Raw genomic sequence first — 13,513 nt, forward strand, 5'->3', positions numbered from 1 at the left:
GTTCGCCAAAATCCGCTCGCACGCCGTTTTCAGGAACGCCACCACGTCATCCTTATATTCTTTCGGCGAGAGTATCACCGCTTCATTGAGCCACGGCGCTATGAAGAACCAGAATTCGAAGAACGATGTGAACTGGAACGATACATCCACTGAACCGTCGGCATTGCGCTTCTTCACCGACTGTTTGTATCCGTAGTCGTTCATGTCGAAATAATGGGCGACGTCCTTGCCGAAGCGTACCGTAGCTGCGGTCGGTTTCTCTTCGCTGTTGAAGAATATATTGCCGCTTTCGGATATCTTCGCAATAAGTGCGGTGCGTTCCGCTTCGCGTTCCCTGCGTGCCGTTTCGCGGCGTGCAGCTTCCGCGGGCGTCATTCTCATGAGATGCTCACGCGATTCCAGCGCGGATATCTTCTCCAGGAGGTATTTCTTTATATGTCCGCTCTTCGTCTCTTTTCCGATGAGATACCATTTGCCGTTGACAAAATGTACGACATACGGGATGAGCTCGACGGGATATTTCTGCGATGCAGCATAGCGGTAGTATTGGAACTTTATGCGCTCGAGATTGGCGGTATACTGAAGGATACGCTTGATATCGTCGCTGCTGACGGGGAATTTCGATACCGGCGGACGGGCCACGGTAATGACGTTCTCATAACCCTCGATGTTCTTATCGGCGATACCCGGTATGGGCTCATGTGAAAAGAGCTCCATCTTGTCGTTGATCTTCTGCAGAAAAGCGAGGAATTGTTTTTGCGAATCGTTCGTGGTTTGTCCGGCCGTGGTGAACCCGAAGCTCTTTCGCAGACGCTTTTTATCCGGGTCTGACAAGCTGTATATCCCGGTACGCGGGGTGAGTGTGAGGTTCGCCCCGGTAAGATCTTTGAGCGTATTTACATACCGCTCAAAGGACCGCTTTTTTATATACTTGCCGCACACCTCGGCATGGCTCGATATACGGCCGTCACGGAGCAGCGTCATAAGGAGTTCGTATATATACTGTATCTTCATGGACGGAGTATACCATCGATGGCGGGAGAATGCAATAAATGCCGTCAGAAAGCAAGCGACAGATACTGACGCCCCGCAGTGCTATGGTATGCATGTACGAACGCGTAGCAGGAGGCACGCCATGAACCGGCACGACAAGTATTTCCTCAGTATGGAATTCGCCCCGATACTCGTGCGGATATTGAAGCACCTCAGGGCGAAAGAGGTCGGCATGAACAGCATCGGGAACGCCATGAACTATATCGGGCTCCTGAAGCGTTTTTCCGTGCTTGTGCGCTGCCGCGAGAAGACCATCAAGGTACGCCGGGCAATACTTCATTCCATCAAGGACAGGAAGGACGGCATGGGGTATGCCAGCGTAATTGAGACGGACGCGAGAAAGGCGCTCGGGCTCATGATTGAGTACATGGAAGAGCGAATCACACGGGACGCAGTAAAAAAGCGCCGCGCCGAGATGTCCTCAAGCGTGCGCAGGAAGCTCGTCTATATCGCCGACACGCTCCATCTATCGCGAGCGGAACTGCGCATGATGACGGCGTCCGTCGTGGGGTATTTCTATCACCTGGACGAACTTGCCGGCATTGACGCATATGTGAATATCCTGGAAAAGGCCGATCATTTCGCGAAATTCGCCGATGTCCCGGTAACGCTCGTGAGCAACAGCGTGGTTGACGATCATGCGCTCTTCAATTCGGGGCTTTTCTCCGGCATCATCGACGGGGGTGTGTTCAGCATCATGCAGCCCTCGGTCGAGCTTTTCAACATGCTCTTTTCGGACACGGTGGAACCAAAGCGTATCTTTGATACATGTTTTACGGTCCCGAAATCCCCGCCGCTCCCGATACGGAATTTCTCGCACCTTGCGGATGAGACCGATACGATACATACGCTCCTTTTTTCTGCCATCGAGCACCGAACGCCCGGCGTGAACATACTTCTTTACGGAGAGCCGGGGACCGGAAAGACAGAATACGCGCGCAGCCTCCTTGCGGCGCATGGCTTCAGAGCGGTGCTCCTCAGTAACGGCCGCGATATTCAGTCGAAACTGAAGAAGAACCGATACTCCGACGACAAGCCGGACAAGGGCGACCTCGATGCCGTTCGCATTGGGCGCTATCGTCTCTGCCAGGCGGCGTATGTGAATGCCGGCAAGACCTGCATTATTTTTGACGAGGCGGATTCCATACTGAACACGGGGAGTCTCTTCGGCGAGGACGATAAGTCCGGGCTTGTACATCTCATCGAGAACAACGCTGCACCGTGCATCTGGATAGTGAACAGCATGAACGGCGTACACGAGGCGGTGCGCCGGCGTTTCATCTATTCTGTCCTCTTCAGGAATATAAGCAGGGATGTCACCGCATCCATCATACATGAGAACCTTCTGACGCATAAGCTTTCTTCGGTCGAGGAAAAGCGTATCACCGATACGATAGTGAAACATCATCTTTCGGTAGGCCATGCGGCGTTAGCCATACGCCACGTGGGCAATGCCGTTGCGCCGGAACGGGACAAGCAACGCCTCATGACCGACATACTCAAGAAGATGACGGTGCTCCATGACCCCGATCGCCGCGAAGAAGCGGCAGCCGGCATGGAGCATTACACCCTCGGCCTTGTGAACATCGATCAGAAGCCGCAGACGCTCATCGATTCAATAGAACAGTTCGAGCTCCTGCGTACCCGTACGCTTTCATTGCCCGTGCGCAACATTAACTTCCTTTTTCATGGGCCCTCGGGCTGCGGGAAATCGGAGCTTTCGCGCTATCTCGCCCACCGCTCCGGCAAGGACATGATAGTGAAAAGCGCATCCGACCTCATGAACAAATATGTCGGCGAGACGGAAAAGATCATACGCCGCGCCTTCCGCGAGGCGGAGGATTCCAAGAGCATTCTCGTCATCGACGAGGCGGATTCGTTCTTCCAGCGCCGCGACGGCGCCATGCGCAACTGGGAGATAAGCGAGGTGAACGAGATGCTCAATGCCATGGAATCGTTCCGCGGCATACTGATATGTACGACCAACTTCATCGAGCATTTCGACAATGCGAGCATGCGCCGCTTCGCGTACAAGGTGCGTTTTGACTATCTCACCCCCGAGCAGAAGGTCCTCGCCTTCGGGAGATTCTTCGGCACGCTCTTCGACGCGGCGGCGCTTGCCGGCGTATGGGATACGGTCGCAGCCATTCCCGATCTTTCCATCGGCGATTTCAAGGCGGTGTATCAGCAGATCATTTTCACGAAAGGACTTACGCCGGACACCGCCGTTGCCGCCCTTATGCGCGAATCGAGGATGAAGGCCGTGTACCGCGACAAGGTGATAGGGTTCGCGGGATAATATATGATACTCTTCCTCCGCCGCCGCATGGCCTATCGATACCGCTCACCCGATGATTTTGCCGAGCGATTTTCCTTCATCAAGGACCCGAGCGCCGTCAATGACTGTCCGCCCGGATGGACGCGTCTTCTCTGGCGCACCTGCATGACCATCGCCCGCGCCCGTCCCCCCGCGGGATTTGCTCTCCAGGTGAACACGTCGCTCTGGGGCGGGCTCAACCTCATCGACTACGATATACCGCGGAAACTGCTTGACGTCGTGCGCGACGCCGAACGTTCATCCGCAGGCCTCTGCGCCGTGTGCGGAAAGCGCGCGCTTGTGCGCGAATTCCCGGGGCTTGTGCCGCTGTGCAGAGCGCACGGGAATGAATACATCACCGAGCTCGTCACAAAGCTCGATGACACCGGCCGTGAAAAGCTTACGCACACGCAGATACGGAGACTTGAAGCATTGAATGCGCGTTTGGCCGGCATGGAGACCGATATCGTCAATGCATGGATGGGCATGGCCGAAGAGCTGCCGCATCATCAATGGATGAACGATCATCATGCGGACGTACGGATAACGTTCCGGCTTGATGAGCAGGATGCATTGTACGACGACAGCGGCGACAATATCATCGTGCAGATGACCGAGGGGCTTCCCAAGTCGGGGGTGCGAACCGGACTTGCCGACGGTAATGACTGGAATGACCGTCATGTATCGGAAGGACTAAGCGGCTTCAGACACTGCATGCTGTTTCACGAGCTGTATGATCACGAGCATATTCCCTGGAGCGATATTCTCCGCATCGGTTCGGTCACGTATGAAATAAAATTGTACTGCCAGAGCGGGCACTATGCCGTATCGAATGCTCCGGAAAAGGAAGATAAACATGAACGCACTCGATATTGCACGCATGTTCCCGAAAGCGGCAGCCTGGGCGCGGGAGCGGGAAACTGACATCCTTTTATCCGGCACGGTCTTGACGGCAGGCGGTATCGCAATAGCCGAAGCTGTCGGGGTATTACATCCTGAGCGTGTGCGCGTTGCATATGTACGATCGATGCCGGAGCCGAAAGACAGCGAGCTCCGAGCGGCACTCCGTGCATATTTCTCCATGGAGCACGTGTCGGGCGTTACGTTCGGATACGGGATATACATGCGCGGGGAGGCGGAAGGCTGTGAACCCTTTATCCTTGCGCACGAACTGCGGCATGTCTATCAGTATGAACAAGCCGGTTCGATAGAGGCATTCCTTGCGGCATATCTTTCACAGGTGATAGAGAGCGGTTATGCGGAAGCACCATACGAGATAGACGCAATGATAGCGAGTGCGCCATACCGGAACGGTTCGGGGAAATGAACGTACGACAATTTCTGTCGCGTACTGTATATACTATATCATCATGAAAGGAAGCGCGTTCAGAGAAAACATCGATAAAGCCTCACGGCTCAAGAAACGCCTTTACCCAGGCCGACTCCTTATGCTGGACGACGTGCTCGGCGAACCCCTCTGCCGCGATGCCATACGGAGCATCATCAGCGACATCCCGATGCAATTCGTCGCCGACCCGGAGATAGCTGCGGATGAACTAGAGCAGAAACCGGTATATGATATGGAAATGACCGATATCGCATTTCATGGACAGATGCTCGTGGTAAAAATGAACCGCGGAAAGCCGCCGATGACCGTTCGCAGGCAGTTCTTCCTTGATCTGTCGGTGTACGGGCTCAAGGAGGCGCTTCTCTATCTCTTCGCCGGCGGCAACGGGATACGCATGCCCAAACACGCGGCGGCATCCGCTCTCGAGTCGTTCACGCATATTGCAGCTGAGTTCAGCAGGCATGCAGGCGCTGTCCGCAGGCGTGTCGAGGGGCTCTATGGAGCATATACTTCGTCGGGGAGGGACATCAACGAGCATGTTGCCATTGTCAAGATCATCGCCATCGAAGGCATCATGCTCGGGGGTGATCCGTGGAAGGGATGACGGACGGGACAGAGCGGCACATTCCATGGCAGTATCCAAAATAAAAAAAGGATGAATAGAATATGAGCATTGAACATAAGATCTGCGCAGAAATATATCATAGAATCTATGATATGATCGATCATGCAACTCCTGAATTTGTAGAATTCTGTCTTGATAATCCATCAAGATATCAGGAAGATGCTATCCCCGATTTTGTTATGCCATTAAAGAGTGCAGTGAAAATATTGAAAATAGAAGTAAAGATACTCAACGGCGATGACTATTTCGTCATAACTGAAAAACAGTATTCAAGCTGGAAAAAGAGAACAGCTGCCGATCTGAAATGGATAATATATTTATCACATGACAAATATATTTATCTTGATAATATGCTGATCGCCATGATGGAGGAACCGTTCCAATACAGCAATAAAAAGTACAGAAAGATCGTTCTTCCTCGACATGCTATAACGAAAGTTCTGGCTTTAAAAGATATTGTAGAGAAAATAAGGGAATTGGCGGGTGGAGCGGAGAAAATGAGAACATTTCCCCGATCGCCATTTCCATGCAAGCCTGAAATGAAAAGGAGATAACATGTCTATGAAGCCATCAGCAGCACTGTTCAAAAATGCGATAAAACGGGGGTTGTTTTCGTTAATAGATAAAGACATCAATGACAAAGAAAAAGACGAAATAAAAAAACTGTTCAATAGCAGGTGTGCTTATTGCGGAAAAATAGCCGATAGACCGCACTATGATCATGTCATTCCTGGAAAAGGAAATGGAAAATACAACAGGGTTTTGGCGTGCATATATTGTAATAGTTGTCAAAAGTCAGATGAAGACTGGAAAGACTTTCTAAAGATCTATTGTCATCAAAGCAACGAAATGTCGGAATATAAAGCACGAATGAAGAAAATATCAAAATGGATTTCAAAGAATAAGTATAAAAAAGATCATGAACTGGATGAGCTTTTAGAAGAATGCAGGAGTGAAATAAATGATATTATTGACAAAAATATAAAGAAGATAAAGAAAGGCATCCAACAAGCTGGAGCGGATTTGTGAGTACACGCGCCGCCCACCCTTCCATTCGGCGGATAATATTGATAATATTAGATCCGCCGAACGATCGCGCGGCGGATGGAACGGAGGTGCCGTATGATAGGCACAATAGCAGGTGATGTGATAGGCTCGGTATACGAGTTCGGGAATGTGAAGGACATGACGCTCCCGCTCATGACAGAGCGTTCGCATTTTACCGACGATACCGTGCTTACCATAGCCACAGCCGATGTCATTCTCAACGGCGGCGGCTATGCGAAGGCATATCATGACTACGGTATACGATACCCCAATGCCGGCTACGGCGGGAATTTCGGGCGATGGCTTTTCTCCGAAAACCGCAAGCCGTACGGAAGCTACGGCAACGGCTCAGCGATGCGCGTATCGCCCGTCGGTTTCGCATTCGATACTCTTGAGGGAACACTTGCCGAGGCGAAAAAAAGCGCAAGAGTAACGCACGATCACCCCGAAGGCATGAAAGGAGCACAGGCGACCGCCGCGGCGATCTTCCTCGCACGAACGGGCGGCACGAAGCAGGAGATAAAAGAGTACATAGAGAAGACATTCCGATACGATCTGTCCCGCACATTGAAGCAGATACGGCCGAAATACAAGTTCGATGTCACCTGTCAGGGCTCGGTGCCGGAGTCGATCATCGCCTTTCTCGAATCGGAGGATTATATCTCGGCGGTGCGTAATGCCGTCTTCCTCGGCGGTGATGCCGATACGCTGGGCGCCATAACCGGCGGCATTGCACAGGCGTTCTATAAGAAAATGCCGAAGGATATCGTCGACGAGGTGCGCAAAAGACTTTCGCCGGATATAACGGCTGTCGTTGATGCGTTCGAAGAGCGTTATCACGCAGCACGCGTATCTTTTATCTATTCGGCATGACAATAGAACGGAGGTGCTCAAGTGCCGAAAAATAACGCTGCGGATATAGGGGGAAAAGAGACATGGCTCTCACTGACACTCGACCATTTCCGGCGGCACGGCGTTCTCGAAAGTTTCCTCGCTGACGCAGCGAGCGACATCGACAACGATACGTGCATACGCGAAATGGTCATGCTCTTCGGGAAGCATCATTATATCGAAGCATGGGACATCGCTGCATCCGTATACATGAGCGCGCGCGGCGGATCGCTCGTACAGGCGGAGAGCAGTGGCATGGAGGAATTCGTGAAACTGGGGGATGCCATTCTCGCAGAACTGAAAACCTCATCACCGGGCGACGGCCTTGACTTTGCCGATCAGGCCGAGCTTTTCGGCGATCAGTACACGGCGTATGCACGCGGGCTCGGCGCCGTTGTCCGCGGGGAATTCCCGTCAGAGGAAAGCCGAAGGGTGTACGCGAAGAGCTTTCATATATTCATACTCGATCAGATGGAATGGCCGCATGACCTGGACGATGTACTCGAGTATATTCGCCAGTGTGATGAATAAGCAAAGCAGATAGTAGAATTGCCACAGATGGACACGGATGAACACAGATGGGCGCAGCGGTCACAAAAGCATGCTGTCAGCAAGATATGTCATGCTGTAACCGGCTATTTTCTGACCCGCGACGATGACCTGCGGATCGATCCGTTTATGAACCGTCGAACTGCATTGAGAATATCCTTCACTTTTACTTTATCCCCGTATCTGAAATAGATCGCCGTTTTCCTGGATGCAATGCCGGCAAGGTCGGATATTTTCACGCGCGGGCCGTAGTGCCGGTAGCGGCAGCCCCGCCGTTTTCCTGTGTTCATTATCATCAGGTATCTGTGCATAAAAGTTTTCCAGTCGATCAGAAGCATGCCCTCGCCGTCTATCGCCCAGAGCATGGTGACCGGTAAACCAACTTCTCTTTTTGTAAGCTGAACGGCGCCGATCTTTACTTCGATGACAAGTCTGTTGCCGAACATGTGATAGATAAGATCGCCTGCGAGTGACTTCATACCGTCCGGCATGGCATGCCGGGGATACATCCGGTAAAGGTCATACATGAGCGGAATGATATAGCAGGCAATGAAATGCTGCTCGCCCGCATGAATGCCGTCCGGGGCCATGAGATACCTCCGGGTATACTCGTGATGATCAAAGTATCGTATCGTCCTCATTGGCGCGCCTCCTCGTATACGGTATGACAGACATTTGCAGCCAAATTTCGCTGTATCTCCATAAAGACTTCCATGAGCACTCCTGTATCAGCGCAGCACGAGCTGACCGAGCGGTTTCATCTTCTTGAACAGTTTTATCGTCTGTTCAGCACCGCCTTTGCGCGGCTTTTTTACGAGCGCAAGGAGCACGTCGGCATTGGCGGCAATTTTTCTGTTCCGCGCGGCGTACCGCGAGAGCATGTCGTTTCGCCCCGAAATGGCCGTCGTGTCCGGGGCGTGCACGCGTATGGGTATGCCGAGCTTAAGCGCGAGTTCCTCGGCGAACCTGTCGGCACCGGTGCCGCACCCGCCGGAAACGATGCGATCGGGCGGGCGTTTCAGGATATACTCGCGGACAAGTTCCTTATCGGCTTCACTATCGCGTGTTCTGCTTCCGACGATACCCAGTGTCATGGCATCCCTCCCGAAGTAGTATTATGGTCAGTATATCATAGTGATTCGGCAGTATCTGTCGTTGCCGGTTAGTGATCTAGAGCACCCCTAAGATCCAGCCTTCTATCGATGCAGTGCTTTTTTCTTCATCGGTAAGGAAAGGCTGAAAGTATTGCTGCAGCGCATTCCTATGATCCATGTCCTGAAGCCAGCGCGCCGTGACGAATGCATCCCGTGCATGTTCATTCCCGGTCACATATATATACCGGCGTTTGAAGATGGATGGATACGCCTCGGCGATCACATGTGCCCCGCGGGGAGGCAGCCATCCGTCATACGGCCAGATGAATACATTCTTCTTGAGCCGGCGGCGGATATCGATGAGCCATGACAATCCGGTCAATGTCGATTTGGCAACACTTCCCCTGGCATCAAAACAGAAGACGGACTTTGCGGAGCTCGTCCACTTCTCAGTGATGCGCAATGCGTCGCGCTTCCCTAACGGCGGCGGATGTTTCCCGAAACGTATATCGTCAACGCATACTCCGGCATTCCGTAACGGCCACAGTTTTTCGAATCGAAGTAAAAAAGCGTTCCATGCAGTAAGGCGGCGCTCGCGCATATATGAGATTGGGAATGAAAATCCGTGGTCTATGCCGACGATCGCCGGAGTATCACTGGAGTTCAGACTATCGATGAGCCATTCCGCCAGCTCGCGTCTTGTCCAATTATGTTGCCTTGGATGTATATTTATATGCTCCGGTGCTGAATTCCCTGTTGCCATATATGCTTGGATTCCCGGCAGACGATCATCCGATGTTTTTGCGCCGGAATAATCGATGCCGATGTATCGCTGAAAAGTGCTCATGCGTTCTCCTTGTATGGATCTTTGAATGGCACGTTGGTGATCATACCATGGCGAAGCGTCAGTATCTGTCGTGCGGTTATTTCTGTTCGCGGCAAAATGCACTTAATAAATGTAGGGGGCTCTCAAAGATGTAAGGAATTACCATGGTACTTGATATAACAAATGGGCAATCTATGGTCGACTAACATGCTGATCTCGATTTTCTATAAATGCACGAAATCTTTCTCCTAAGTTTTTGACGTTAGGTAGAAGAAATGTTCCAAGATCGAGATTGCCAAGTATAATAACGGAATTATTGTCTTTTAACAAAAGGCATCCGAGCGCATATGCGATGCGCGCATCAAGTAAGTTATCATCATAAAGTGATTCCTGGTGGCATGCATTTAAAAAAATCTCTTTGAAAACTTCAATTTTTAATAGTCGTTTCCAGAAATATTCACAAACTTGATGGTCTCCCTTGTATTTCCATGAATCTATATCTTTCTGTTCATGAAGCCAAAGCCACATTGCAAGTGCAGGATGTACCTCTACGATGTTAAGACCACTATTCGGTTTCTTCGTTTCATCAGAAATGAGGGAAAACGGCAATTTCTCACTATTGTCATACGGACCAGTTCTTGGAAGACCTATCAGCGAGCGAGATATCGTCCAATGAGACAAGCCAGAGTATGGGTTGACGGATATGCAATTATTTGCCTTAAAATCAAAATCTTTGCATGAAGAAAAATGTTCTATTGGTCGTTGCGTATAGTCACTATCTTGAGCTTCATCATTTCCTTCAACTACAGCAAATGGAGGACCGGTCAAAGGCGAGTCCCAACAAACAAGTAAGTCTTTTTCATATTTAAGTTCTTTAATAAATTCGCGGGATCTATTGATCGGAACGGGATTCTCCCATTCCGTTTTCACATCACCGAATATTGTCAGGCCTTTTTTTGGAGCAGGGTCTATACCGATGACTTTCATGATTTCCTCGTTATTTTTCCATTGTACAAAGATTACTGAATCATTTCAACAAATTTCGCTAGAGCTGCGTTTAATTTTCCGCCGACAGAATAATCACACGACAGCGCATCGATAACTCGCCTGTCGTTCACAAAACCCAAGCCCCTCATACGCTTCTCATCGCTCTTCGCATCATACACAGCGAGCGCCTGCCCCCCGTTCTTCATGAGAAGCGCAAAGCACGGCACATCGGTATATCCGTCGCCGATATAGAGCATGCGTTTGAACGGTATGCGTGCGTCCGCGGAATCGATGCGGCGATTGACCTCGAACGGTTTCGTGCGGTATTCGGGACCGTGCATGCCCTTTGATATCTGGAAAAGATACCGCGTCTTGTCGGTAAAGCTTATCGCGTTCTTCGGGTACACCGGAATATCGTTCTCATAGAAAAGCTCGCTCGTGAATATCGATGTGAACACGGGCGCGAGCGTACAGGCGCGGAGAATATCGCCTATGCCGCTGGAGATGACGTAGAACTCCATCCACGGGTGTTCTTTCCGTATCGATGAAAACAGCTCATGGACGCCGGGGAAGAGTTCGAGCGTGCGGCCGAATGCGGAAAGATCGGAGCGGGTGACAGATCGTTCGCGGAGCGCATGGATGAACTCATAGAGATACGCCATGGCGGGGTCCCAGCCGTCATCCATACGCTGTTTTACAACATGCCCCCAGAATCGTTCCACATCGATGCCGATATGCGCGAGGAAGGCGCTCGTGCTGTCCGGCGCGAGCGTGTCGTCGAAATCGCAGATGACAGCGGCGGGTGTCATAGCGTCGGCGGGTAACGCGTGGCTATGTTCTCGGGGGAATAGCGTTCGGTGAGCGGGCGCCGTGTTACAGGTTCATCTTCCGGCATAGGGGGAGTATACTAAAGAATCGGCATATTGCAATTTTTCGGTGAGCGCAGTTCTATTTCGGTCTCCGAATGGGAAGGCAAAAATCGATTTATTATTGTTGGGGAAATATGTTACCATGTACATGCCTGTATAAAACAAAAGTTCATCGCAATTGTCTTGGAACTTTCATCCGAGGTAGCCGCGATGCGTGCAGAGCTTGCGCAAGTCCGCGCCGAATGGACATCCGGGGATTACGCGCACACAGATACCTCATTTATATTACGTCAAGCAGCGTTGTGATGCATATTGCATACTTCTGCAGTGATCATTACCGCTGCCGCGAGTGAGCGACTTTTCTCTATAGGTATAGCGCACGGGGTCTTGACCCCGTGTACAGCATGTATGATAAAACAAACACGGGGTTAAAAAGCCGTGCTCTTTTATATGGCGGCATATATTACCTGCAATTGATAGTCACTCACCTGCCGCGAACGTGCCTTGACGATATAACGAGGCGGGAATATACTGTCGGATACAGTTCCGTTCCACCAGCACAGGAGGCGGTCATGGCATTGAAACAGTTCACGATGAACGATTTCTTCAACGAAACGGGCGAGCTCGTTAAGGCGAACTGGATGAAAAGCCTCATCGCCGGGGCCGTCGTCTTTCTCCCGTCCGCAGCGCTCTATCTCATATCGTTCCGCTGGCTCTTCGGCTCGCTCGGTGCGTTCATGGAGCGCATACAGGCAAAGAGCGACACCAATGAGATTCTCGAAGCGTTCCTGATGATCGCAGCCCCCTACGCCCTCCTTTTTGCCGCGGCATTCCTCTTCGCGATAACAAGCTATATCATGTACGCGTTCACGATGCGTCTTTCGTTCGACACCATACGCAAGACCCGTTCATCGGTCGGCGAGGTGATAACGGGAACGCTGTCGCTCATCCCCCGCATGACAGGACAGAGCGTCATCATCGGGTCGCTCTTCTTCGTCGGCATTCTTCTATTCTACGGACTGTTGCTCGGCGGGATATTCTTTATGGCTGCGCGTGACGGAATGCACGGCGCGGGTATCATCTTCTTCATTCTCGGTTGCATCGTATGGTTCATGGCGTTCCTGGGTTTCGTGCTTTGGCTTTCGCTCAAAAGCTCGTTCGCCCTGCCCGCCATCGTATACGACCGCACGCTCGGCGCATTCGAATCGTTGGGAAGATCGTTCGCCCTCGTCCGCGGATCGTTCTGGCGTACGCTCGGGTTAACGCTCCTCGTCAGCATCATACTCGGATTCGCCGTCGGTATACTGAGCGGCCCGGTGATATTCATCCTTATCCTTCCCGGCTACATCGAACTCATCAAGTCGATACTCGCCGGAACGAACGATTATATGAAGACGTTCCCGAGCCTGTTCGCCAATCTTGCCTGGGGTATCGGCGCATCGATGTATATTCAGTCCGTCGCCATGGCTGTCGTATATCCTGCCTTTCAATCGCTCCTCTTCGTCGACCTCACCGCTCGTGCGTCGAAAAAGCGCAAAGCTGCATAGCAGATGAAAAAAGGATACTGGGAGCAGAAGGGGCGGAGCACCGCGTTCGCAGCGTTCCTTATGATCGGTCTGGTCGGCGGACTTTATTTTTTCATCGGTTCACTCGCCTCGAACACGTTCGCCATCATCGATATGCTCGGGAATCACACGCGTTCGGTCGATCGGGATGTCATCCAGCAGCTGGCAGACACGTATCGCCGTTATCAAATACCCGTACTCGTGATAACCGTCGTTTTTCAATTCATCTTTTTCCTGGGGCTGACCCTGGTAGTGTTTCGCAATTGGCACGGCAAGCCCGTCCGCGAGTATTTCCGTATTCGCGCGGTCAATCCGCTTTTCATCATCATAGCGGCGGCCGGC

Annotated in this window: 16 protein-coding genes; 10 read left to right on the plus strand and 6 right to left on the minus strand. The window is 51.6% G+C overall.

All coding sequences use genetic code 11. The features are described from left to right. Window positions 1-1,014 (minus strand): WYL domain-containing protein (locus AABZ39_12145; protein MEK6795524.1); only part of this gene is annotated, 1,014 nt, incomplete at its 3' end. 121 nt (window positions 1,015-1,135) lie between these two features. Here AABZ39_12145 and AABZ39_12150 point away from each other — a divergent pair. From AABZ39_12150 to AABZ39_12185, 8 genes are all read left to right on the plus strand, one after another. Beyond that, the gene (locus AABZ39_12150; GenBank protein MEK6795525.1) at window positions 1,136-3,352 is read left to right on the plus strand and encodes an AAA family ATPase; all 2,217 of its coding nucleotides are present in this window, start codon (window positions 1,136-1,138) and stop codon (window positions 3,350-3,352) included. Between the two features lie 3 nt (window positions 3,353-3,355). Then, window positions 3,356-4,294, plus strand: a complete 939-nt coding sequence (locus AABZ39_12155) for a hypothetical protein (GenBank protein ID MEK6795526.1) — start codon at window positions 3,356-3,358, stop codon at window positions 4,292-4,294. Continuing rightward, window positions 4,227-4,697, plus strand: a complete 471-nt coding sequence (locus AABZ39_12160) for a hypothetical protein (protein MEK6795527.1) — start codon at window positions 4,227-4,229, stop codon at window positions 4,695-4,697. Before AABZ39_12155 ends, AABZ39_12160 begins: the two co-directional genes overlap by 68 nt. Before the next feature lie 121 nt (window positions 4,698-4,818). After that, entirely contained in the window at window positions 4,819-5,322 is a 504-nt protein-coding gene (locus tag AABZ39_12165; GenBank protein MEK6795528.1) for a hypothetical protein, read from the plus strand. Window positions 5,323-5,384: 62 nt separating this feature from the next. After that, window positions 5,385-5,897, plus strand: a complete 513-nt coding sequence (locus tag AABZ39_12170; protein MEK6795529.1) for a hypothetical protein — start codon at window positions 5,385-5,387, stop codon at window positions 5,895-5,897. 7 nt (window positions 5,898-5,904) lie between these two features. Further along, entirely contained in the window at window positions 5,905-6,372 is a 468-nt protein-coding gene (locus tag AABZ39_12175) for an HNH endonuclease signature motif containing protein (protein ID MEK6795530.1), read from the plus strand. Between the two features lie 93 nt (window positions 6,373-6,465). Further along, complete coding sequence (locus tag AABZ39_12180; protein MEK6795531.1) at window positions 6,466-7,263, plus strand: ADP-ribosylglycohydrolase family protein; 798 nt, start codon at window positions 6,466-6,468, stop codon at window positions 7,261-7,263. A 21-nt stretch (window positions 7,264-7,284) separates the two neighbouring features. Continuing rightward, complete coding sequence (locus AABZ39_12185; protein ID MEK6795532.1) at window positions 7,285-7,812, plus strand: hypothetical protein; 528 nt, start codon at window positions 7,285-7,287, stop codon at window positions 7,810-7,812. 104 nt (window positions 7,813-7,916) lie between these two features. Here the strand turns inward: AABZ39_12185 and AABZ39_12190 are convergent, their stop codons facing one another. The 5 genes from AABZ39_12190 to AABZ39_12210 all read right to left on the minus strand — a co-directional run bounded on the left by AABZ39_12190 (window position 7,917) and on the right by AABZ39_12210 (window position 11,546). Continuing rightward, complete coding sequence (locus AABZ39_12190; GenBank protein ID MEK6795533.1) at window positions 7,917-8,471, minus strand: hypothetical protein; 555 nt, start codon at window positions 8,469-8,471, stop codon at window positions 7,917-7,919. 87 nt (window positions 8,472-8,558) lie between these two features. After that, window positions 8,559-8,924 (minus strand): hypothetical protein, encoded by a 366-nt coding sequence (locus tag AABZ39_12195; GenBank protein MEK6795534.1) that lies wholly within the window; start codon window positions 8,922-8,924, stop codon window positions 8,559-8,561. Window positions 8,925-9,000: 76 nt separating this feature from the next. After that, window positions 9,001-9,771, minus strand: a complete 771-nt coding sequence (locus AABZ39_12200; protein MEK6795535.1) for a hypothetical protein — start codon at window positions 9,769-9,771, stop codon at window positions 9,001-9,003. Between the two features lie 171 nt (window positions 9,772-9,942). Then, on the minus strand, window positions 9,943-10,737 hold the full coding sequence (locus tag AABZ39_12205) for a hypothetical protein (GenBank protein MEK6795536.1): 795 nt from the start codon (window positions 10,735-10,737) through the stop codon (window positions 9,943-9,945). Between the two features lie 32 nt (window positions 10,738-10,769). Beyond that, window positions 10,770-11,546, minus strand: coding sequence for a haloacid dehalogenase-like hydrolase (locus tag AABZ39_12210; protein MEK6795537.1), 777 nt, complete (start codon window positions 11,544-11,546; stop codon window positions 10,770-10,772). Between the two features lie 632 nt (window positions 11,547-12,178). Here AABZ39_12210 and AABZ39_12215 point away from each other — a divergent pair. Together AABZ39_12215 and AABZ39_12220 are read left to right on the plus strand one after the other, a co-directional pair. After that, a complete protein-coding gene (locus AABZ39_12215) occupies window positions 12,179-13,153 on the plus strand; it encodes a hypothetical protein (GenBank protein ID MEK6795538.1) in 975 nt (324 codons plus the stop codon). Between the two features lie 3 nt (window positions 13,154-13,156). Then, window positions 13,157-13,513, plus strand: a 357-nt coding sequence (locus AABZ39_12220) for a hypothetical protein (protein ID MEK6795539.1), incomplete at its 3' end; no start/stop codon positions are given.

Source organism: Spirochaetota bacterium, from assembly GCA_038043445.1.
GTDB lineage: Bacteria > Spirochaetota > Brachyspiria > Brachyspirales > JACRPF01 > JBBTBY01.